This window comes from Leptospira sp. GIMC2001, assembly GCF_028462125.1.
Lineage (GTDB): Bacteria > Spirochaetota > Leptospiria > Leptospirales > Leptospiraceae.
In genome coordinates, this window is sequence record NZ_CP115468.1 from 628,132 (window position 1) to 649,745 (window position 21,614).

Consider the following 21,614-nt stretch of genomic DNA (forward strand, 5'->3'; position numbering starts at 1 on the left):
GTTTTTTCGGATTTTTTTAATAAATAAAAGTTTTCATAGAAAGTAAACGAAAAAAATAAATATTTTATTTAGCAAAGCAATTATGTTAAGGGTTAAAATTTAGATCATTTCTATGATTTGATAACGCATGAAAGTACGAAACGTACAAGGAGCTAGCGCTGTGCTTGTTTGTATTTAGCCATCCATATCAATATAACAAGGTATTTTTGCAAAATGGTATTCGATTTATTCGAGGTTGGTATAAAATTGATGCAAGTTGGAGAATTTCTGGGTAAATAACTTGAAAAAAATCCATAAAATTTGATGCTTGGGTATCAACAAATTTTTTACAATTTTATATTATGAGAAAAATACTTATAACTACATTATGTCTCTTTAGCTTTTCGGGATGTTTTCCTGCGCTGGAGAAAAGTATTTTTGAATTTCTTAGCCTAGTCCAGATGATGCAGAGTCGGTCTGGCGGCTATAGACTGCTTGTCCAAGTGAGTGGACTCTCTGGCTCTGGTTTGGTCATCCAAGTTAATTCGAGCTCCGACCTTAATGTTCGGGAAGACGGACAATATGAATTTGATCGAACCTTCAAAGCGAATGAAGCTTACAATGTTTCTATCCTAACTCAACCGAACGATCCTATTCAGGAATGTTCGGTGGCTGGAGGGAACGGAGTGTTCGGTTCTGGTAACGTCACTTCTGTCCTAATCAATTGCGCAGCTGACCGATTTGCTATCGGTGGATCGATCACGGGACTAGAGGGAATCACGGGAATCACTATTACTAATAACGGTGGTGATTCGCTTACAATTTTTTCCCCTAATGCAGAATTCGCATTTCCAACAACTCTAGTTGCTGGTGTTAGCTACAATGTTGAGATTTCTGCACAACCCAATCATCCTATACAAAATTGCACAATAACAAATGGTTCTGGAACAATTTCAGAAACTGATATAACTAATATCAATATCAGCTGCACTACATTAGGTTATCCAATAGAGGTGGAAGTATCAGGACTATCCTCTGGTAATCTATCGCTACGGCTCAATGGGTCACAGAACTTAAATTTATCCGCAAATGGAATTTATTTATTTCCCAATGATGTTCTAATTGGAGATGCATACAATCTGAATATTTTTGCTCAACCTACTAATCATATCTGTTCTATCAATCCTTCATCTGGATTTATTGTTGGATCCAAAATTACTGTAGATGCAAATTGCTTTAGCATTATCGACCAGAATCCAAGAAATCAAACTCTTCTTATGACTGATCAGTCTATTCGTTTCGTGTTTTCTGATTCGGTGAATGTTGCAAGTTGTGTGGGAGTTGGTCCATCGACTCTGGATCTAGTTGCTGGGAGTCCGAATTTTGTTCTGTCTACAACGAATTTTGCAAATGATACTTTAACTGTGACTCCTAACGGAAGCACTTGGAATACCGGAATTGGACGAACCGTTACTTTAGATTGCACGAGCAATGCAGGTAAATCCCTTGGTTCAACGGACATAGTCGTGACCTACCTTGTTCCATCTAGCATTCGCTATGTGAAGGATGTAGGCGGAAATGATTTGAACAATGGATTGTCACCAGCTACAGCCAAGCGAAATATTCAATCCGCAATCGATAGCCTTTTGGTTTGCCCTGGAATGGATTGTGCTGTGTTGGTTGAGCAGGGCGCCTATGAACCCAATCAGTTATTGGACTCGATTGTCCTGAATGTGGATGGAGTTTCTTTATATGGTAGTTATGTAGCGGGAACAAATTTCACCGAAAGAGATGATACCGCTAGAAATTCCAATATATTTATGGACACTCCTCCTCTATTTTGTAATACTGCAGTTCTTGCTAATCCATGTAAGGTGATTCATGTAACCAGTGCGATTACTAATAATACTCAAATCAATGGTTTTACAATCGGAGGAGCGGATGGACCGGTTACCGTAGGTATTTTGTTAGAAGGTGGAGCAATCATTCGCAACAATACTATCCAAGGTGGAACTGCTCTTACGAATAGCTATGGAATAGCTGCAATAAACTCAGAATCTATCATTCGTAACAATACGTCTTCTGGCGGTATCTGCAATCAACCTGGGTGCACTTCTGCGGGAATAAGAATAAATAGCACTGTTGTAACCTCTCACAATATAAAATTCAATACATTCAACGGTGGAGTCTGCACTGCCAATGGCTGCAGATCTACAGGAATAGAACTGGTTGCTAGTGCAGCAACCAATCTCTCGGGCGTGAATAATAATAGTTTTACTGGAGCAAACATTAATTTTGTTTATTTGAATGCTGAGAGTATGGGTTATTATGGTAATGGATTCTATGCTGGAGAATTGCATTCGAACAGCTTTATCGGAGGAAATGCTCCATTCAGCTATGGATTCTATAGTAGCAATGGATTGGCGATAAGTATTGGTTCTTTAACATTAGGCAATGTTATACGGTCAGGCAATGCGACGGTTGAAACTACGGGCCTTCGAATCACTGGTAATGGTGCAAGAATTGTAAGAAACAATTCAATCGAATCTGGAAGTATTACTTCGGCAGGTGCAAGTGCCAATAATGGTGCTTATATTACTGGCAATGGCAATGTAAATTTTGAAAACAATTTAGTTCGTGTTGGTAGCTCAGAATCAACAGGAACATTTGCAGTTGCTTACGGACTTCAATTGGGAGCAATTCCCGGAACAAGTGTTATCGCTCGCAATAGAATCATTATGGGAACAGTTACAGGAGTCTCAAATGGTTCTACAAATTATGGAATTCATTCAGATACTGGTGGACCATATACAATCGTGAATAATGTGATCGAGCCAGGACAATCCAATTTCAAATCTCGAGGAATCAGTCTTGCTAATCATTTCAATTTACTAAAGATTCACAACAATACTATATCTAGTGGTGTTGGTACTAGTTCCGGTTTAGTCGAAGTTGCAAGCTTGTTTCTTGGAAACTCAACGCAGATTGATGTCAGAAATAATATATTGATACTTAATAGCGATAGCGGAGAGAACGCATGTATTCATTATACAGGAGGAGGATTGACTTCCGTATATTCGAATGTGTATATGAATTGTGGAAGATATATGTTCAATTCAGGATCAAGTCTAACAACAATTTGTCCATCTGGTGTACTTGGTAATTCAGATTGCTCGATCACTCTCGCAGGACCTAGTTTTCAAGAAAACACGGATGTTAATCCATCACTCCAAAGTCCACTGACTACTCCCTATGATTTTCGATTCTCTGATTCCTCACCTTGCAGTATTACTCGAAACCCCAATGCAATTGCAGGGGTTAATAATGATATTCTTGGAAATCTTAGGCCTGGAACGGCTCCTGGAATCAGTTTAGGCGCATTCGAATATGATGGAGCATGTCTTCCTTAGTGAGTCAAGAAATTATTTAAAAAACTTTTCATCTAGTTGTGATTTGTTGACTTTCATAAGATTCTCTGTTGCTTCTCGCATAGAATCAAAATCTTTAAAATCCTCAGCTCTCAGAGATCCACAGTATTTGAAATAGATTTTCTTAGATTTTCGCATTGCTGAATATTTTTCATCGCTGCTATAGCCCATCATTCCACTTATAACGAATACATCTAAATCAATCTTGAATTTGTATGCGAGCTTGAGGACACCCGTTTTCATAGGTTGGATTTCTTCAGTGTATGTTCTTCTACCTTCGGGAAAAAGGAAAATTGATTTATCACGAAGAGTTCTCATAACATCCGATTTGAAATTTCGAAAATTTGGATTCTTATCTGAATATTTAACAGCTTCAACGATCCTTGCATGCATCATAAGTGGAATGATCCAATATCGATCAATGATATCACCACCTAAGTAAGATAACATGGAATCTATTTTCTTGGCAAGAAATGGAATGGCTACTACAAAAGGCACTTCTAAACTATTGGTGTGATTGCAGATAATAAATCTTTTCTTATCATCCAGATTCAATTCACCTGGAATGAATTCCAATTTTCTTCCAGTTGTCCATAGAAAAACTTTCATCCAAGCGTAAGCAAGGAAATTAATGGTTCTATTCGCAGATTTATTCAATCCCAATATTTTCAAAATATAAGATATGATAAGTCCTGGAATAAAGATAATTCCAAATAATGGTATCAAATAGCAATATAGAGCATAGCTTGTTAACATAATTCAAATCCTTTAATTAGCATAGATTTCAAATTTTAACAAATCACTTCTAAATCAATTTATTTTTAGATACTTTTTTAAAATTCATTTATAAATAAATTTACTCTTGTTTAAAACTAGCATCGTTAAATTGGATTTTCGATTTCAATTCTGATGATAAATATTCAATATTTTGTATAAGGATTTAAAAAATCTACCATCCTTAGAAGTTGCCTTGGATCAAATATCTGCTTGTCAAAAAATTGGATCTATTTAATCTGCTTGTTACCAAGGGGTAACAAAATATGTCCATTTTACTGATTGCACTGGGAATTCCCGTTCTCGTAATTATAATTCTTATCTTCATGGGAATCGGAATCTACAATGGTCTCATTGAATATAGGAACCGATTCAAGAATGCATTTGCGCAGATTGATGTTCAATTGAAGAGACGTTATGATCTTATTCCAAATCTCGTTGAGACTGCCAAGTCGTATATGAATCACGAAAAAGAAACTTTAGAGCGAGTGATTAAAGCAAGAAATCAAGCGATGGGAGCAGAACAACAAGCTGCCGCCAATCCAGCTGATCCCGATGCTATGAAAAGATTTCTTGGTGCAGAGGGCGCGCTTTCTGGATCCATGGGGGGATTCTTTGCATTGATGGAGAATTACCCAGACCTAAAAGCTAATCAAAATATGATGCAATTATCAGAGGAACTCACAACCACAGAGAACAAAATTTCCTTCGCTAGACAAGCTTATAATGATTCCGTAATGGTTTACAACACATCCAGAGAAAAATTTCCTAACGTAATTTTCGCTGGAATGTTTGGATTTCATGCAGCTCAGGGTTTTGAAATCTTAGACCCTACGGAACGCGAAGCTATCAAAGTTTCATTTAGTTAATAAATTATATATTTTTTATTTATTTATAAAAAATGGATTTCTTCGAACAGCAGAATAAGGCGAGAAAGAAGACAGGTCGATTGATCCTGCTCTTTATCATCGCTGTTATTGGTTTGATTATTTCAACCTATTTGGTTGTAATGATCCCTTTGGTATATTTTGAATCGGATTCTCCGATTACATCGGATGGATCAATATTTGAGCTAGAGCTTTTCCTCACAATTGCAACCGCCATAACTTTGTTAGTATGGGGAGTTTCATTGTTCAAGATGAGTAGTTTGAAGTCTGGTGGCCGAGTTGTTGCCGAATCTCTAGGTGGCACATTGATTGAATCTTCTCGAGGAGATGGAAAATACAGACAGCTTCTGAATATTGTGGAAGAAATGGCAATAGCATCTGGAACACCAGTTCCAAATGTTTATGTGCTAGAGAGTGAAATGGGAATCAATGCTTTCGCTGCAGGTTACAATCCGGGCGATGCTGTGATTGGTGTTACAAAGGGTGCGATTGAGACTTTCAGTCGAGATGAGATGCAGGGCGTTATTGCACATGAGTTCAGTCATATCTTAAATGGTGATATGAAAATGAACATAAGATTGATCGGAGTTCTTGCTGGCATACTCGCGATTTCTTCTATTGGTCGTATTTTGATTCATTCACGTGGTGGATCCAGTCGGGAAAAAAATAATTATTTACCTCTGATTGGAATTGGTCTACTTATCATTGGTGGGATCGGAGTTTTGATTGGAAGAATGATCAAGGCTGCAGTTTCAAGACAACGCGAATTCCTTGCAGACGCCTCAAGTGTCCAGTTTACAAGAAATCCTTCAGGAATTTATAACGCATTATTTAAGATCATGAAAAATGCAGAGGGTTCCAAAATTGAATCGGCTAACGCAGAGGAGGCGAGTCATTTATTTTTTGGAAATGCTTTGAGCAGTTTTTGGGGTGAAATTTTTGCAACCCATCCTCCACTTGCCGAACGTTTAAAAGAGATCAAAGCGAATGCTCCAGCACTTGTTGAGTCTGCCAACCTTGCAAGCATAGCAAAAGCTCAAGAAAAAGCAGATCTTTCAGCTAAGGCCGATGAGAAGTCAGATACGAATATTCGGAATCCTGAAGAAAGATTTAAACAAGGTGTGATTCTTGCCGGTGGAAGAGTAACTAGTCATGGGCAGACTGCATCCAGACCAGTTATGGCAAATGCTAGAGTCGATGAGGAGCAGATCAGTTATGCAAGGCAGATCATTGATTCAATTCCTAGTGAAGTTCAAGCAAGTGCAAGAGAGCCTTTTGGTGCAAGAGCTGTCATCTACGGGCTGTTAATTGATAGCCAAGATGAGTCTGTTAGAGCTAAGCAATTATTGATTTTGCGATCGAGGATCGATTCAAATGTAGGACCAGTATTTGAGAAAATTTGGAAATCGATTCAATCGCTAAGTGTATCGACAAGAATTCCGCTGATTGATATTTGCATTCCATCTCTAAGAAAACTTTCAAACAATCAGTACAACGAGTTTCGAGGAATCATCAATTCTCTAATTCAAGCAGACAATGTTGTGAGCATAATGGAATGGTCCCTTTGGAGAATTCTCAGTCATCATCTGAATGAGACTTTTGAGAAAAAGATTGTTACAAGTGCCAATGATGATTTAAGTTCGCATAGCTCAACTAAAGCCGCAGAAGTCGTCTTATCTTTTCTTGCATCCCGTATGAAGAATGCAACTGATGCGAAAACTGCTTTTGGGAAAGCTTCAGTTCAATTGGGAATTCCCAGTATGCAATATCATAATATTGAGAATGTTCTGCGATTGGATCCAGCTATGGATGTTCTCGAAAAGCTGAAGCCATTAGACAAAAAGTTATTTCTGCAAGCATGTGCTATGATCATTGGCTTCGATTCGGAAGTAACAGCGGAAGAAGCAGAGTTGTTTCGTGCTTTCGGTGACTCATTGAACTCTCCGATCCCACTGATCCTCCCTGGACAGAGACTTTTCTAATCGATATCTGCTTCATAATTCAATAAAGAATCCAAGAAGTAACGCAATTGTAATCTTTTTGTAACAATTCTCTCCTTTAATAGAACCATATCAATTATCGGAGCCTTCTTTTTATGACAATTCGTATACCGAAACTAGCAATCAAGTTAATGACTTATTCTTTAATCCTTTCCGGTGGCTTATATTTAATGAGTCCATCGTTAATGTCTCAAGAGACACCAGAATCAACCGACAAACAAGCATTAGAGTCTGGATCAGAAACACAAGCACCAGCAAAAGCTGAAGAAGCAACACCTGCTCCTAAGGCAAAAATCGGATTTGTTGATCTATTTGTAACAGGTGGATGGTCTATGTATCCGCTATTGGTTGCATCGATTATTGCGCTTGGAATTATATTCGAGAGATTCTACTTTTTTTTCACAACCAAATTGATTGCAAAGGGATATAATCAAGATCTACAAGATGCAATTGATGCTGGTGGATTGGATGGAGCCAAGAAATTTCTTGCAGATAACAAAGATCAGAGAATCTCCGAAGTTCTAGTTAATGGAATGGAAGTCTCTCAACAGAATCCAGAAATTTTCTCACAAGGCGTGGAAAGAGAAGCTGGAGAAGTGATCACACTTCTAGAGAAAGGACTCGTAGTTCTAGCTGCCGTATCTACAATCGCACCTTTGATCGGATTTCTTGGAACTGTATCCGGTATGATCAACGCCTTCGATGCTATCGCAAATGCTGACCAAGTAAATGCAAAAGTTGTTGCTGGTGGAATCAAGGAAGCACTTATCACAACCGCGGCTGGACTTATTGTTGCGATTCCTGCGATGGTTTTCTACCAATACTTAACATCTAGAGTGAATGCTTTTACATCTGAAGTAGAAGAAGCGGCTAACAAAATCTATAAAGAATTTCTAAAGAAAAAAGCAACTGTATCATCTGGTAACTAATCATGGTTAAACTCAAGAAAAAGAAAGATCTGGAGGAAATATCTGCCGCCTCGATGTCGGATATTGCTTTCCTCTTGCTTGTCTTCTTTATGGTTACAGCGGTATTCTTTGTAAAAGAAGGTCTCAATATAAGCCTTCCTAAAAAAAATTCAGAGCCTGTGTCTTTTCTTCGAAAGAATGTATATGAGATTTTGGTAACTCAAGATAAATTTAAAATGAGAAATCCATCTTTCGGTACAAAAGAATATACTGATTTAAAGGAATTTCGAAATGAATTGAATAAACTAGAAATCCAAGATTTGCCTAATAAATTAGCTCTTATAGTTACTACGGGAGATACAAAGTATGGCAAAATGTTGGATGCTCTTTCATCTGTTCAACTTAGAGGTTTCGAAAAAATATCTGTGAGGAAGATGAAGTAATATGTTAAGAAAACCAAGAAAACCTCCATCTGTTCCAGTTAGTTCTATGGCAGATATCGCCTTCTTATTGTTAGTGTTTTTTATGGTGACATCCGTTCTGGATACTGATCCCGATATCCCTATTGAACTTCCTGATGTTCCTGGTGGAGAGCAATTGAATAAGAAGGTGGCAAATTTGTATTTAAGTGCTGATGCCAACCGAACAATATACTATAATTCAATTCCCAAAACTATGAATGAAGCGATGAACGAGATTCGAGCAAAGCTTATGACAACCCCAGATCTTAAAGTTTTGGTTCATGCAGATCAGAATCTTAGATACGAAGAAATTGATAACACTTTTGAATTGTTAAAGGAAGTGGGAGCACTCAAAGTCTCACTTGTCACCAAAACAACTCAAGGTGGAGGGTTAAAAGGTAACGGGCTGTGACGATGAATCAAACTCCCAATACAGTAAATGCGGACAAGGATATTCCAAATCCAGATTCGAATGTATCCAAGTTACCTCGTAGATCTAAGAGACAAAGAATCCATCGATTTATCGAAAGGTATAGGCTCGAAACTGGAATTGCAGTATCAACTGTCATACAGGCTTTAATTATTTTTTTCTGGTACACTCCTGCATTTGATTATGATAATTTGGATAATCTCGTCGAAGAAGTTGCTTTCATCGATAGTGTTTCTATCCAAGAACCTTCCGATGCAACCCCGGATGATGGTGATTTTGAATTGACAGACAAAGAAAAAGTTGAGAAAAAAGAAGATCCAAGAATTGCATCAGCATCGGATCCAATTGTCTCTGGCGCAACAAGTCCGGTTGACTTGACGCCAAATGTAAGACCAGAGTATACTGCGGAAGCGAGATCGGCTGGTGTTACTGGGACTATGACCCTAGAAGTAATCATATCTGAAGCGGGTGAAGTTCTTCGTGTTCGATCTGTTGGTAAAAAATTAGGAAATGGACTAGAGGAATCGGCGATTGCAGTCTATAGACGAAAAAGATTCTCGCCTTCGATTTTACAAGGCAAGGCAATTACTGTAAAAGTTCTCGTGCCTGTTCGATTTACTTTAAACTAAAAAGGATTTTATATGAAGCGATTATTATTTTCTGGTCTTTTGGTTGCTTTGATTGTGGCAATAAATTGTGGACCTAAAGAAGTTTTGACAATAACTGGTTCGGAGACAATGCATCCGATGTTAAGTTTTCTAGGTAAAGAATTTGAAAGAACCAATTCCAATATCAAAGTACAGGTGTTTGGTGGTGGATCTTTGGAAGGAATTCGAAGCTTACAGGAAGGCAAAACTGATATTGCACTTTCTTCGCGAGAGTTGAGCGAACAAGAGGCTAGAACTCTAAATCAATGGGGTGATTTGGAAAAATTGACGATTGCCTACGATGGAGTAGCGATTGTTGTTCATCCATCCAATCCGATTGCGAAGTTGAGTAATTCGGAAATCTCAGAAATTTTTTCCGGAAAAGTTACCGAGTGGACCAACCAAACTGGATCCGACAAAAAAATCAAAGTCGTTGTTCGAAATGATAATAGTGGGACATTGTATTATTTCTCAGAACATGTATTGCGTATGCGAGATCTTGGTGAGAAAATTTATGAAGCCAATAGAAAGAATCAATTTGTTGCAACAGCAAAGATTGTAAAAGATAACTATGAAATGGCGGATTTTATTGCATCGAATCCGAATGCAATTGGTTTTATGGGAATGGGCTCTGCTCTCCTTGAGAACAAGGGAAAAGTAAAAACTGTTTCTTATGCTCTTAAGCAAACAGATCCTTATATAGATCCATCTATTGAAAATGTCCTGAACAGAAAATACAGATTGTCTCGTGCACTGAATATGATCTATAAAGCAGACTTGCATCCACGAACGGATGCCTTTGCAACTTTCTTGACAAGTGAAGAAGGCCAGAAACTGATTCTGAAGAGTGGATATTTGCGAGCAAGTTTGCCAGAAGTTGAAGTGAAATCTACAGATTGATTTTTTTTTATAAATCGATTTTCAATTTTTCCTAGTTTTTCAATCTGTACCTAATGAATTGGAAAGCTCGCTTGAGGGCATTTGTCGGAATTCGTGGTGCTAAGAGTCTCTATCTTTATTCTATTCTGATCGGAATCTTCTCAGGAATTGGAGCATACCTTTTCGCTTATGGACTCTCCAATGCTGAATATATTATTCAGACCGTCTGGATGGGTTGGGATAAAGCACATCCTGCTGGAGAGCCAGCCATTGGACATGCGACAGGAATTTTCCGAAGAGAGTATTTACTGTTTCTACCTGCAATCGGTGGATTGTTAACCGGTTGCATAACTTATTTCTTGTGCAGAGACGCTCAAGGCACTGGAACTGATGCGATGATCAATGCCTTCCATTATAACGAAGGAAAAATTAGTGGCAAAGTTCCATTTTATAAAGCAATAACAACGATTATAACATTGACTAGCGGTGGAAGTGCCGGCAAAGAAGGCCCAACTGCGCAAATTGGCGCTGGTATCGGATCCAGTATCGGTAAGCTATTGGGCGTTGGAGCCCGAGCTCGCAGAACATTACTACTTGCGGGAACTGCAGGTGGACTCGGTGCAATCTTTCGGGCACCATTTGGTGGAGCGCTTACTGCAGTCGAAGTTGTTTATAAAGAGGATATCGAAAGTGATTCTTTGGTTCCATGCATAATTTCATCAGTCTCAGCTTACCTAGTTTTCACAGGAATTGCAGGTTCTGGATCAGTTTTTCATGTTGTTGGAGTTGGATTAAAAAGTTATCATGATTTAATTTATTATTTTTTGCTCGGAATTTTATGCTACGGAGTTGGATTTATTTTTGTAAAAATTTTCAATTTAGTTGAGAATTTTTTCGTGAAGATGCAACTGCATCCAATATTAAAGCCAGCATTAGGTGGTGTTATCATTGGTCCTGTTGTTTATCTTATTCCAGATCTAACAGGAACTGGTTTTGGATTATTGCAAGAAATTATTGATGGCAAACCAGTAACAGATTGGGATTCAAATTCAGCAATGGCTGGATTCTTTCTCACAATCGCTTTTCTCAAAATTATCACTACTTCATTCACGATTGGATCAGGTGGATCAGGTGGAGTTTTCGGTCCATCTCTCTTCATTGGAGGAATGTTAGGTGGATTTGTTGGTTGCATTGCACGAATCATTTCGCCTGAATCCAATTTCGATATCGCATCATTTGTTTTAGTTGGGATGGGTGCCTTTTTTGCCGGTGTTGCTAAGGCTCCGATCGCTGGAATGGTCATGGTCTGTGATATGATCGGGTCTTATGCGCTTTTGCCTCCTCTAATGATTGTGTCAGTCATAACAGGAGTCTTATCAAATAGGTTTTCGATTTACAAGGGACAAGTTGCCAATCGTTTCCATTCTCCATCTCATCATTGGGATATGAATCAAGATATTATGGAACGAATTGAGATATCGAAAATGTTTAAAGAGTTTAGGAAAATCGCCATAGTGCAAGAATCCACCTTACTTCGTGATCTAGAAAAATCCTCTTCTAAAATACAAGCAAGTGATTATATTATAACAAACTCAACTAAGAAATATGTTGGTTCTGTATCTCTAAGAAAACATAGATTATCTGTCGAATATGACCATTTAATAGACCAACTAATCACAGTAGCAGATTTGGCCGAGCAAGTTCCATCGGTTTCTCCGAATCAAACGCTCGGACAAGCGTTAAAGATAATCGTAGATTATGATATAGATAAAGTTGCAGTTGTGGATTCTAACTCAATTTTGTTGGGTTACTTGAGGTATATTGATCTATTTAAAGCATATCATGAGGAAATAAAAAATCACTCTAGAATCAGTTCAAAAATTGGATAGAAAAATTATGGAAACAAGCAAATACTGGTAAATGTGAAGAAGCTTATCTTCGTTTTTCTGACATTATTTATTACTCAATGCGCATTTCTTAACTTTCGAAAGAGCGAACCCGAACCTCCTGAGAAAAAAGTCGTTATTGTTCAGACACAATATCCAAAACCACTCGTGGGTAGGGTTGAATGGGCAGACCTTCCAGATTATAACTTGCATCTTCGTGCAAGAATTGATACAGGTGCCAAGACTTGTTCGATGCATGCAACGAATATCGAGCCATCCAAAGAAGGGGAAGATCTATTTGTTTATTTTGATACAATAAGCAATGATAATAAAAAAGTTCGACTCAAAGCAAAAGTGTTATTTGAAACAAAGGTTACCAGCACTTCTGGAGTGTCTGAATCACGGTATGTAATTCTAACGAAAGTTAAATTAGGCAAGCTCACGGAAGAAGTAAAAGTGAATCTCAATGATCGGACAAATCTTACTTATAATTTTTTAGTTGGTCGTAATCTACTTATGGGTAATTTCGTTGTGGATGTCTCATCGTCCCATGTATTGGGAGATTGATTTTGAGAAAGAATATTATTATCACAGCTAGTGTTTTTATATGCTTACCAATTTTATCAATATTATATAAAGTCTTTATAGTAGGCTTATCTTTTTTGCCAGTTAACTTGAATAACGTTTGGAACATACAGATTTTGATTGAGCCAAAGGGAGAAGCAGCTTACCAGCAATTGAGCTTTCCGGTTTTTAAAGATTCTGATGAGATTGACTTGCTCAGTTCGGAATTTGATAATCGATCTTTGAATTTGGATGTGGATCGTAAGAATTATGGATATCTTGCGACTTGGGAGATGGACAACGATAGTGGCGAAGTTTATGAAGTCATACCAGATAAGCCAATCATATACAACGCTAAGATCAAATTGCATGAAATTGAATATCCTCCTATAATAGAAGAGACTGCAAAACGGTATCCAAATTTTGCAAAGAAATATCTTGATAAATCAGATTTTTCCAAGGAAGAGTTGAGAACTGCCTCTGATATAAATAAAGCTTTGTCCCTTTCCGAAAAAGATAAATCAGAAAAAGCAAAACTCATATACTATTATGTTAATGAAGAAATTCTGAATGTAGGAAAGTCAATGACTCTTTCAGAGACAATGGTTCTTGGTCGCGGCAATTCCTTGAATAAATCGAGAATGTTTACTTTACTTGGAAGGCTATCCGATATTCCCACGAGAACTGTGATGGGGATTCATTTGGATTCCGAAGTAGCAATTGAGAATGAAGACAAATACAAAATTCAATATTGGAATGAAATTTTTCTGAACAACCGATGGTTTCCCGTTTGCACAACCAATAGTCATTTTGGTACCAAACCGAGTACCTATGCAAGTTTATACAAAAATTTGAATAAATTAAGAAATAATTTTGATGATAACTTTACAGGCGCTCAATATCGGATTTATGCAAAACAAGTCCAGGCGAATGGCTTTAATCTACGAGATTATGGTAAAGAAGTTAAGGATGCTGGAGTATTTGTTAACCTATTCTCTCTCTACAACCTTCCCATAAATCAACAGGGAATTTTCCGTACAATACTGTTGCTACCGTTAGGTGCACTTTTTCTTTCTATTTCAAGAAATATCATTGGAATTCCGACTTTTGGAATTTTTACTCCAATTCTTCTGACTCTTTTCTTTCAAGAATCTGGATTGTTTTTTGGATTAAGCTTTTTCTCTATAATTGTCGGGCTTGGATTTTTAGAACGTTATGTTCTTGATAAGTTGTTTTTATTAGCGGTTCCAAGAATGTCTATCATGCTAAGTCTCACAGTTTTTTCATTGGTATTGTTTTCTACTGCTAATGATGAATTTAGAATTCTACCAGGGATCGGTGTCACTTTATTCCCGATCGTGATTACAACCGTTTTTATTGAAAGGTTCAGCGTGATGTTGATTGAAGAAGGTGCATTGAATACGGGTATAGCAGTTGCTGGAACTTTGATGATCGCATTATTAACACTTTTGATGTTTCAAATTCCGAACCTATCAATTGCCTTCTTTACTCATCCCGAATTAATTCTTATGATCATAGGATTTCTCTTATTTCTTGGAGACTATAAAGGATACAGATTGTCCGAAATATTTAGATTTAGAGATCTTGTAAAATTGTAATTAGGATACTTTACTCATTCTGCAATGAATTGGATGCATATTAGCAAGTTATGATATTTAAAGACCTAAAAAAATTAGGGATTCTCGGCATGAATCAGCGTATTGGAAAGTTCATTCTGCCCTTAAATCAAAGGAATTTGTATCCTTTTGTTGATGACAAAACATTAACTTTTTCACTTGCTCAAACTCATAATATACCAATGCCAATGACCTATTTTGAAGTCACTGGGTTCGGAGAGATTCGAAATATACAGAACCATTTGAATGATTTGAATAGTTTTGTTATAAAACCCGCAAGAGGTGGAATGGGAAATGGAATCCTTGTGATCAACAAAACAACGGTTCAAGATGGTTCTCTAATTTTCCATCGAGGCAATAAAACAATTTTTAATTTGCAAGAGTTGCAGCATCATTTGTCTGGGATTCTTTCGGGACTGTATAGTCTCAATGGCAATCCAGACAAAGTTATCATTCAAGAAACTTTAGGATTGCATTCTGTTTTTGATGGCTATGTTGATTCAGGAATTCCTGATATCAGAATTATTTTGTTGAAAGGTGTTCCAGTACTTGCAATGGTTCGTATTCCGACTCGTGATTCTGGCGGTAGAGCAAATCTCCATCAAGGTGCCGTCGGAGTGGGAATTGATATGCTGACTGGAAGAGCAACTTCGATGGTTCACCGAAATAAATTGATCAGTACTTATGATGAGTTCGATAAGGATATTACAGAATTTGTAATTCCTGAATGGAAGAATATTCTTAAGATGGCTGCTAAAACATATGAAATGGTACCGATGGGTTATCTAGGTGTAGATATTGTTTTGGATCCCAATAAAGGTCCTGTCTTATTAGAATTGAATGCGAGACCAGGGCTTGCGATCCAACTTGCCAATCGAATTGGACTAGAACGAATTCTTCTAGATTTGGAAATAAAAAATTTAGACAATCTCAATGCGGAAGAACGGGTTCAATGTTGCGAAGATTATTGGTCAAGCAAGGTTTCATACCAATGATGGCTAAGAAATAATGATCATCACTCCTATACAAATTCGATTCAATGATATGGATCCAATGGGTCGTGTAAATAATGCAACTTATTCCAGTTATTTGGAGCTGGGTAGATTGGATTTCTGTAATAAATATATTGCAATCAGAGAATTAAATGATATTCCATTTGTTCTAGTTCGTATTGAGATGGATATCAAGCGTTCACTTCGTCCGCTCCATAAAGCTGAAGTGCGCACTTGGGTATCAAGGATAGGTGAAACTTCCTGGGATTTTAACTATTCGATCATCGATTCTGATTCCCAGCAGGTTGAGTACGTCCATGCCAAATCTGTGCAAGTTTTCTATAATTATCGACTCGACCGCAAGGAACCAATTCCAGAGTCTTTTCGAAGTTTCTTAGTTGCAGAATTCCAAGATTGAGAGACATTTCTAGCTTTTGATTTTTTTTCGACATTGCCGATACTTTTCCATTCCTGAATTTTCCCTACGTCAACTCATGAAAATTTCCTTGATAACGAATTAGTTGTTCGCTATATTGGATTTATTATGGAAAATTTCACACCTATTTCATCATTTTTGGGCGGAATTCTCATTGGAATCTCCTCTTTCGCGTTGCTGTATTTCAACGGTAAAATTTCGGGAATCAGTGGCATCTTGGAAAGAGGCATCTATTTCTGGCAAGATCCAAAAGAGCATATCTGGGCTTTTTGGTTTCTCGTTGGTTTAGTATTAGGTGGTGAAGTGATTTTGTTGCTTAAGTATCCAGCCTTTTCAGCAAACCACCCGCATCCTTTGTGGATGATATTTGTAGGTGGTTTATTGGTTGGTTTTGGAACGCGGCTCGGTGGCGGATGCACAAGCGGTCATGGTGTCTGTGGCTTGGGTAGGTTGTCTATTCGCTCATTAGTCGCAGTGCTAGTATTCATGTTCACAGCTATGGTAACAGTCTATTTAATCGGAGTTATGAAATGAAAAAAAATATTTTCTCTTTATTAGCTGGTATTTTATTCGCAATCGGTTTGGGAGTTTCTCAGATGACAGACCCAACCAAGGTTATAGGATTCTTAAGAATTACAGACAATTGGGATCCATCATTGGCTTTTGTGATGGGTGGAGCGATGGGAGTTTATTTATTGGGGTATAAATTCATATTACCATCTAGATCCAAGCCTATATTTGCAGAGCAATTCAGCATTTCGAATATTCAAAACATTGATAAGCCATTGATCATTGGTTCAGGAATTTTTGGAGTGGGTTGGGGACTGTCAGGTTTCTGTCCGGGTCCTGGAATAGCATCGATTGTAACAGGTTATTCGGAATCTTTCGTATTTGTGGGATCAATTATTATTGGAGTGGTTGTCTATCATTTGTTATTTAAACCGCAGGTTTCGAATAGCGACGGCTAAATCTAAATTATAATATTGTAGTAGACGGAATTCCCGCTCGAGAGATAAAAAAATAAAATTGTTTTGAATTGTCCAAGTTAATTTATAAAATACTTTCAGATAGGCTTGGATTGAATTTATAGAAATATTAGAATATATGATTGAAGTTTATAAACATCTGTCAGTCTTCTTTTGAAATAGCGTAATCTATATAAAAGAGAATGGAATTAAAAAAGCTGTCAGAAGATGGATCGTGTTCTTCAAGGGAGATCTAAAGAATCGATTCGATCCCCCTTCTAAGATTAATGGTTAGATGTAACTGGAGCTAGAACTAGATTCTGTCTTTGAAGCAGAATCATACTTCCGAAAAGAAATGCTGTATAAAGCAAATCACCTAATACTTGGTTCTGAAAGAATGGAATCGCCATCATGAAGCATGTTATAAGACCGCTCATATCGAGACTGTACATTCCTGAGCTGATCCAAACCAAAAAATTTGTCACAACAAAGAAAACCAAGCTACTACCTATGGAGTAACTTCCTATCTTTGTTGCAGATTCGCTATTCATAAGTTGTCTTCCTACAATAGAAGTGACAATCATAAGTAAGTAAATCGGTATCATAAGATCATGGAAACCAATCACTAAATCAGAAATAAACATTGCTCCAACAGGAATCAATGCTGCCAAAAATCGATTGGCTAAATATGCGCCACCAAAGAGAGAAATCGCAATCAGGGGTGTAAAATTTGCAGGATGTGGGAGCAATCTCGTTGCAGCTGCAACTAATATTAAGGCTACAGATATGAATAAAGTGGATCGAAGCATAATTTCCTTCTAAGTTCTTCTAAAATGTTGACAATCAATTACAAGGATTTACGAAAATCTTTTGAAAACAACCAAAAAAAAGGAAAATTCTTGAAACTCGCAGTAGAATAGGTTAATATCAGGATATGTCTATGAGTAAAAAAGGGAATCCAGTTTTTGATGAATCGCAATCTCGCTTCATAGTGGGCAAAATTCTCGTAGGATTGTGCTTAACATTTGCATTCAGTTGCTCAATTCCCTTTCCAGAGCTAGATGAATTGGGCTTGCTAATGCTTGCACAGACTCGATTGAATCCTGGTTCTTGCAGTACAGATTGTACCTCCGAAACTGGTGATACAGGTTCTGGCAATGGTGCAAGCAGTGAAAACACAAGAAAATATATTTTTGTAACACAAGGGACGAGCAATGGAAATCTCGGTGGAGTATCTGGTGCGGATACAATTTGTCAGAATGAGAAAAACAATAATTTTGCAAGTCTTCCTGGCGTGGGCACCGATTACAGAGCATTGATCGTAGATGATACGAATCGTCGAGCCTGTGCAAATGGTAATCCAAACTGTGTTACAACCGCTGGAAACAATATCAATTGGGTTCTTCAACCGAATACAGAATACTTTAGATCTACGCCAACAGAAGTTTCACTATTTACAACTAATGCGGCTGGGATTTTTGTTTTCGGAAATTTGAGCAACCCATTCAACAATACTGCATCTGATAAATGGTGGACGGGTCTAGATTCTGATTGGAGAAGTGCTGGTGATCGTTGCTTAAATTGGTCTGATTTATCTTCACTGGAACAAGGATCCTACGGAAGTGGAAATGTTACAAATGGTGTTGCTATAGTTGATGCATTTGGTGATGATTGCGATCAGAGCTTACGTCTGTTATGCGTTAGAAACTAGGATAGATTCTTGGATGCAAACAATACAAGTTCGGTAGATTTATGAATCGATAATTTATCCATTATACTCTGTCTATGGATTTTTACAGTTTTGGGTTGAATTGATAGTGTATCGGATATTTTCTGATTGTCTTGTCCTTCTCCAATTAACTTGAGAATTTGAATTTCTCTTGCTGTAAGTTTTGTTAGTAAATCTTTGTCGTTGGGTCTAGTGTCGTATTTGCCTTCAAAATCTTCTTGTTTATTGGAATTCAGTCTCGGGCTCAGATAGTATTTACCTTGAAGAACTGATCTTGCTGCATCTAATAAATCACCACCTGCTTCATCTTTTAGAACATAGGCATGAACTCCAATTTTTTTGGCTTCTTTGATGTATTCACTTTGGTCATGCCTTGATAGGAGAATGATTTTGAGATTGGGAATCTTGATTCGTAATTCTCTAGCTAAGTCCAGTCCAGATTTACCTGGTAAAGAAATATCTAGCACTATGACATCAGGAATTTTTTTGGAGCTAGACTCAAAAACCGTTAGGAATTGAAAAAAGCGGAACCCGTCCATAATATAGTTTTGGACAACAAAATCATAAAGGGGTTCCACCAATGAAAAATAAAAACACAACCACATCGAATAGTCAATCGAATATTGATAGTTTTCGATCTTTTTTAAAATCAAACATAGAAACTGAAATCCGAAAAAAATCCTTAGAATTTATCCAAGAGATCATGGAAGAGGAAATCGAAGCCCTATGCGGAAAAAGATTTAGCCGTAAAGTAGAAGAAAGTCTAGCATATCGTGCAGGTTCAGAGAATGTTTTTGTTCCAATATTGGGTCAGAAACATAAAATCAAAAAACCAAGAGTCAGAAAATCTGGACAAGAAGTTTTACTAGAAAGCTATGCAAATTTAAAATCCGAAGCAGATCTTGGAGAAATTGTTTTCAAACTGATGGTATCTGGTCTAACGACACGGCGATTTAGAGAATGCTTGAAAGATGTATCTGAGCAACTTGGAGTTTCAAAATCAAAGATATCCAGAGAATTTGTAAATGCTTCTAGAGCACATTTTAACAAACTGAATACGAGAAAATTTCCAGGCAAAGAATTCTTTTCCATTTTCATTGATGGTATTCATGTAGCGGATGAAGTGATAGTAGTTGTATTAGGTGTAGATAAAGAAGGACACAAGCATTTTTTGTCGGTGGTACAAGGCTCAAGTGAACATTCTGAAATAGTATTATCTGCTTTAAGGAAACTACAAGATCGTGAAATTTCACTTACTGAACGGGTTTTGGTTGTCTCAGATGGTTCAAAAGGAATTGAGAAAGGCATTAAGCAATACTTTGGTGAAAACTATGATCACCAAAGGTGTATTTTACATAAAATGAGAAATATAAAAGCGTGCTTGCCCAAAGAATATCATGATGAATTTCAAATTGAATATAAAGCAATTTTCAATTTGAATGAATACTCGAAGGCTAAAGAATCTTTGAAAGCAATGGAACATTGGTTAGGGAATATCAGTGAAACAGCTAAGATGAGTCTGTTAGAAGGTCAAGACAATCTATTGACTTGTCATAGAATCCAATTACCAATCGAAATTCGAAAAACATTTCAATCAACGAATCCCATTGATTCAGCCTTTTCACATCCAAGATTTCAAATGAACCGAGTAAAAAGGTGGCGTAAAAATCGAGACATGACAACACGATGGACAGCAGCTCTCCTATATGCACAAGAGCTTCATTTCAGAAAAGTAAAAGGATACAAAGAAATAGAAAAATTTCTATCCAATTATTTAGCCAATAAAAAAGTAATTGAAGAAAACTTTACAGAGATGAATATATCTTTATCCGCCTAATTGATTTCTAACGGTTTTTGGGACAATCTCATTTTTTTGATTAGTGCGGGCATTGCTTCTTCTGCGTCACCCGCTTGTCCGATAATTTCAAAATCTTTTGTGGATTGAAATATTAGAGCAAGTCCTTCTCTTAGAATTTTGTGATCATCAACAAGGAAAACTTTCTTTTTCGCGATGTCTTCAGGCATGAGTTGTATTTTTTCTTAGAAGGGAAATTTTTATTTCTGTACCTTTATTGAAATTGGAAGTCAGCTGGAATATTCCATTCAAGTTCTCACATCTTTTCTTCATATTTTCTAAACCAAATCCTTGCGGTATGGAAGCAAGTTTTGTTGTATCAAATCCTTTCCCATTGTCTCTAAGAACAAGTTCAAGCGATTTAGTATTCGATAAAATGCTAATGGTAACTTTTGTCGCCTGAGCATGCCTGGTGATATTAGTACAAGCTTCTTGGATAATTCGATACATTTCTAATTTAACTTCGTCAGATATTGGATTCTTGATACTTTCTTTTATCGTAACCTTCTCATCAATAAATAATTGATTCACTAGATCGCGGACTGCGGGAACCAACCCTAAGTGTTGTATATGAGATGGATACAAATTAGAATAAATGGATCTCAATTCTTGGCTTGCTCTGTCAATAAGTTCTAAACCTGATTCCATACGTCCTGATTGAAAATGAATTTTTGCAGCTAAGATTGTCTGTCCAACAGAGTCATGTAGATCCTGTCCGATTTTCTGCCTTTCTTTTTCTTGAAGATTTATCAATCTTCCATGCAGTGATGCGACTTTTTTTTCTAATTTCTTTTTCTCAGATATATCCCGTAAAATCACGAGGGTTTCATTGCCTGCAGGCAATAAACTATAGCCATAAGTTTTGGAACCTAATTGGAATTCTTTGTTCTGAACTTCGTGCTCTTTTGCAAGAAGTCGATTGTTTTCAAAATCTTTTTTCCATGTTCCTCTTATCTTGAGTAAATCAACAAATGGGATTCCGATTGGATAGATTATCTTTGGAAATTCTTTTCGAAAACTCAGATTTGTAAAAACAACTCTTCCGAGTCCGTCCATAGAAACCAAAGGCGATAGGCTGGATACCAATTGGCTTAGATAATGAGAAGATTTTTTCATCTGCATGGACAAATGAAAATTTAGTTAAATGGATATCACAA

The 21,614-nt window shown here is 37.1% G+C and carries 22 protein-coding genes; 17 read left to right on the plus strand and 5 right to left on the minus strand.

From position 1 onward, the window contains the following. The first annotated feature begins 341 nt into the window (after positions 1-341). Positions 342-3,389 (plus strand): autotransporter outer membrane beta-barrel domain-containing protein, encoded by a 3,048-nt coding sequence (locus O4O04_RS04420; protein ID WP_272534427.1) that lies wholly within the window; start codon positions 342-344, stop codon positions 3,387-3,389. 12 nt (positions 3,390-3,401) lie between these two features. Here the strand turns inward: O4O04_RS04420 and O4O04_RS04425 are convergent, their stop codons facing one another. Continuing rightward, positions 3,402-4,163, minus strand: coding sequence for a lysophospholipid acyltransferase family protein (locus O4O04_RS04425; protein ID WP_272534429.1), 762 nt, complete (start codon positions 4,161-4,163; stop codon positions 3,402-3,404). 284 nt (positions 4,164-4,447) lie between these two features. Between O4O04_RS04425 and O4O04_RS04430 the strand changes: the two genes are divergently transcribed. The 14 genes from O4O04_RS04430 to O4O04_RS04495 all read left to right on the plus strand — a co-directional run bounded on the left by O4O04_RS04430 (position 4,448) and on the right by O4O04_RS04495 (position 16,876). Beyond that, positions 4,448-5,050 (plus strand): LemA family protein, encoded by a 603-nt coding sequence (locus O4O04_RS04430; RefSeq protein WP_272534431.1) that lies wholly within the window; start codon positions 4,448-4,450, stop codon positions 5,048-5,050. Positions 5,051-5,082: 32 nt separating this feature from the next. Continuing rightward, on the plus strand, positions 5,083-7,050 hold the full coding sequence (locus tag O4O04_RS04435; RefSeq protein ID WP_272534432.1) for a M48 family metallopeptidase: 1,968 nt from the start codon (positions 5,083-5,085) through the stop codon (positions 7,048-7,050). A 113-nt stretch (positions 7,051-7,163) separates the two neighbouring features. Then, positions 7,164-7,997: a MotA/TolQ/ExbB proton channel family protein gene (locus tag O4O04_RS04440; RefSeq protein WP_272534433.1), complete on the plus strand. Its 834-nt coding sequence runs from the start codon at positions 7,164-7,166 to the stop codon at positions 7,995-7,997. Between the two features lie 2 nt (positions 7,998-7,999). Then, complete coding sequence (locus tag O4O04_RS04445) at positions 8,000-8,419, plus strand: ExbD/TolR family protein (protein WP_272534435.1); 420 nt, start codon at positions 8,000-8,002, stop codon at positions 8,417-8,419. A gap of 1 nt (position 8,420) precedes the next feature. Next, positions 8,421-8,849 (plus strand): ExbD/TolR family protein, encoded by a 429-nt coding sequence (locus O4O04_RS04450; protein WP_272534437.1) that lies wholly within the window; start codon positions 8,421-8,423, stop codon positions 8,847-8,849. A gap of 41 nt (positions 8,850-8,890) precedes the next feature. Further along, entirely contained in the window at positions 8,891-9,496 is a 606-nt protein-coding gene (locus O4O04_RS04455) for an energy transducer TonB (protein WP_272536023.1), read from the plus strand. 12 nt (positions 9,497-9,508) lie between these two features. Then, complete coding sequence (locus O4O04_RS04460) at positions 9,509-10,414, plus strand: phosphate ABC transporter substrate-binding protein (protein ID WP_272534439.1); 906 nt, start codon at positions 9,509-9,511, stop codon at positions 10,412-10,414. Between the two features lie 53 nt (positions 10,415-10,467). Further along, positions 10,468-12,282, plus strand: coding sequence for a chloride channel protein (locus O4O04_RS04465; RefSeq protein ID WP_442915927.1), 1,815 nt, complete (start codon positions 10,468-10,470; stop codon positions 12,280-12,282). A gap of 33 nt (positions 12,283-12,315) precedes the next feature. After that, on the plus strand, positions 12,316-12,846 hold the full coding sequence (locus O4O04_RS04470) for an ATP-dependent zinc protease family protein (RefSeq protein WP_272534441.1): 531 nt from the start codon (positions 12,316-12,318) through the stop codon (positions 12,844-12,846). Positions 12,847-12,848: 2 nt separating this feature from the next. Then, positions 12,849-14,462, plus strand: coding sequence for a 7TM domain-containing protein (locus O4O04_RS04475; RefSeq protein WP_272534442.1), 1,614 nt, complete (start codon positions 12,849-12,851; stop codon positions 14,460-14,462). Between the two features lie 50 nt (positions 14,463-14,512). Next, positions 14,513-15,475: an alpha-L-glutamate ligase-like protein gene (locus tag O4O04_RS04480; RefSeq protein ID WP_272534443.1), complete on the plus strand. Its 963-nt coding sequence runs from the start codon at positions 14,513-14,515 to the stop codon at positions 15,473-15,475. A gap of 13 nt (positions 15,476-15,488) precedes the next feature. Continuing rightward, entirely contained in the window at positions 15,489-15,890 is a 402-nt protein-coding gene (locus O4O04_RS04485) for an acyl-CoA thioesterase (protein WP_272534444.1), read from the plus strand. Positions 15,891-16,016: 126 nt separating this feature from the next. After that, positions 16,017-16,442 carry a YeeE/YedE family protein gene (locus O4O04_RS04490; protein ID WP_272534445.1) on the plus strand — a complete coding sequence of 142 codons (426 nt, stop codon included), beginning with the start codon at positions 16,017-16,019 and terminating at the stop codon, positions 16,440-16,442. Continuing rightward, positions 16,439-16,876, plus strand: coding sequence for a DUF6691 family protein (locus O4O04_RS04495; protein ID WP_272534446.1), 438 nt, complete (start codon positions 16,439-16,441; stop codon positions 16,874-16,876). The genes O4O04_RS04490 and O4O04_RS04495 overlap by 4 nt, the downstream gene beginning before the upstream one ends. A 281-nt stretch (positions 16,877-17,157) precedes the next feature. Here O4O04_RS04495 and O4O04_RS04500 read toward each other — a convergent pair whose 3' ends face one another. Continuing rightward, on the minus strand, positions 17,158-17,682 hold the full coding sequence (locus O4O04_RS04500) for a DUF6580 family putative transport protein (RefSeq protein ID WP_272534448.1): 525 nt from the start codon (positions 17,680-17,682) through the stop codon (positions 17,158-17,160). 131 nt (positions 17,683-17,813) lie between these two features. Here O4O04_RS04500 and O4O04_RS04505 point away from each other — a divergent pair, with 131 nt between their 5' ends. Then, the gene (locus O4O04_RS04505) at positions 17,814-18,584 is read left to right on the plus strand and encodes a DUF1554 domain-containing protein (protein WP_272534450.1); all 771 of its coding nucleotides are present in this window, start codon (positions 17,814-17,816) and stop codon (positions 18,582-18,584) included. Here O4O04_RS04505 and O4O04_RS04510 read toward each other — a convergent pair. Continuing rightward, positions 18,581-19,141 (minus strand): LuxR C-terminal-related transcriptional regulator, encoded by a 561-nt coding sequence (locus tag O4O04_RS04510; RefSeq protein ID WP_272534451.1) that lies wholly within the window; start codon positions 19,139-19,141, stop codon positions 18,581-18,583. The genes O4O04_RS04505 and O4O04_RS04510 overlap by 4 nt on opposite strands. A gap of 41 nt (positions 19,142-19,182) precedes the next feature. On the opposite strand from O4O04_RS04510, the gene O4O04_RS04515 reads away from it, so the two are divergent. Further along, on the plus strand, positions 19,183-20,439 hold the full coding sequence (locus tag O4O04_RS04515; RefSeq protein WP_272532316.1) for an IS256 family transposase: 1,257 nt from the start codon (positions 19,183-19,185) through the stop codon (positions 20,437-20,439). Here the strand turns inward: O4O04_RS04515 and O4O04_RS04520 are convergent. Both O4O04_RS04520 and O4O04_RS04525 read right to left on the minus strand, forming a co-directional pair. Further along, positions 20,436-20,627, minus strand: coding sequence for a helix-turn-helix domain-containing protein (locus O4O04_RS04520; RefSeq protein WP_272536158.1), 192 nt, complete (start codon positions 20,625-20,627; stop codon positions 20,436-20,438). The two genes, O4O04_RS04515 and O4O04_RS04520, sit on opposite strands and share 4 nt — an antisense overlap. Next, positions 20,620-21,573, minus strand: a complete 954-nt coding sequence (locus tag O4O04_RS04525) for a sensor histidine kinase (protein ID WP_272534452.1) — start codon at positions 21,571-21,573, stop codon at positions 20,620-20,622. The genes O4O04_RS04520 and O4O04_RS04525 overlap by 8 nt, the downstream gene beginning before the upstream one ends. Positions 21,574-21,614 lie beyond the last annotated feature (41 nt).

Coding starts and splice junctions, on each gene's coding strand:
- O4O04_RS04500 (WP_272534448.1), bottom strand. CDS start 17,682: ATGCTTCGATCCACTTTATTCATATCTGTAGCCTTAATATTAGTTGCA.
- O4O04_RS04495 (WP_272534446.1), top strand. CDS start 16,439: ATGAAAAAAAATATTTTCTCTTTATTAGCTGGTATTTTATTCGCAATC.
- O4O04_RS04450 (WP_272534437.1), top strand. CDS start 8,421: ATGTTAAGAAAACCAAGAAAACCTCCATCTGTTCCAGTTAGTTCTATG.
- O4O04_RS04445 (WP_272534435.1), top strand. CDS start 8,000: ATGGTTAAACTCAAGAAAAAGAAAGATCTGGAGGAAATATCTGCCGCC.
- O4O04_RS04505 (WP_272534450.1), top strand. CDS start 17,814: ATGAGTAAAAAAGGGAATCCAGTTTTTGATGAATCGCAATCTCGCTTC.
- O4O04_RS04420 (WP_272534427.1), top strand. CDS start 342: ATGAGAAAAATACTTATAACTACATTATGTCTCTTTAGCTTTTCGGGA.
- O4O04_RS04520 (WP_272536158.1), bottom strand. CDS start 20,627: ATGCCTGAAGACATCGCGAAAAAGAAAGTTTTCCTTGTTGATGATCAC.
- O4O04_RS04460 (WP_272534439.1), top strand. CDS start 9,509: ATGAAGCGATTATTATTTTCTGGTCTTTTGGTTGCTTTGATTGTGGCA.
- O4O04_RS04480 (WP_272534443.1), top strand. CDS start 14,513: ATGATATTTAAAGACCTAAAAAAATTAGGGATTCTCGGCATGAATCAG.
- O4O04_RS04490 (WP_272534445.1), top strand. CDS start 16,017: ATGGAAAATTTCACACCTATTTCATCATTTTTGGGCGGAATTCTCATT.
- O4O04_RS04440 (WP_272534433.1), top strand. CDS start 7,164: ATGACAATTCGTATACCGAAACTAGCAATCAAGTTAATGACTTATTCT.
- O4O04_RS04430 (WP_272534431.1), top strand. CDS start 4,448: ATGTCCATTTTACTGATTGCACTGGGAATTCCCGTTCTCGTAATTATA.
- O4O04_RS04515 (WP_272532316.1), top strand. CDS start 19,183: ATGAAAAATAAAAACACAACCACATCGAATAGTCAATCGAATATTGAT.
- O4O04_RS04425 (WP_272534429.1), bottom strand. CDS start 4,163: ATGTTAACAAGCTATGCTCTATATTGCTATTTGATACCATTATTTGGA.
- O4O04_RS04485 (WP_272534444.1), top strand. CDS start 15,489: ATGATCATCACTCCTATACAAATTCGATTCAATGATATGGATCCAATG.
- O4O04_RS04510 (WP_272534451.1), bottom strand. CDS start 19,141: ATGGACGGGTTCCGCTTTTTTCAATTCCTAACGGTTTTTGAGTCTAGC.
- O4O04_RS04465 (WP_442915927.1), top strand. CDS start 10,468: ATGAATTGGAAAGCTCGCTTGAGGGCATTTGTCGGAATTCGTGGTGCT.
- O4O04_RS04525 (WP_272534452.1), bottom strand. CDS start 21,573: ATGAAAAAATCTTCTCATTATCTAAGCCAATTGGTATCCAGCCTATCG.
- O4O04_RS04435 (WP_272534432.1), top strand. CDS start 5,083: ATGGATTTCTTCGAACAGCAGAATAAGGCGAGAAAGAAGACAGGTCGA.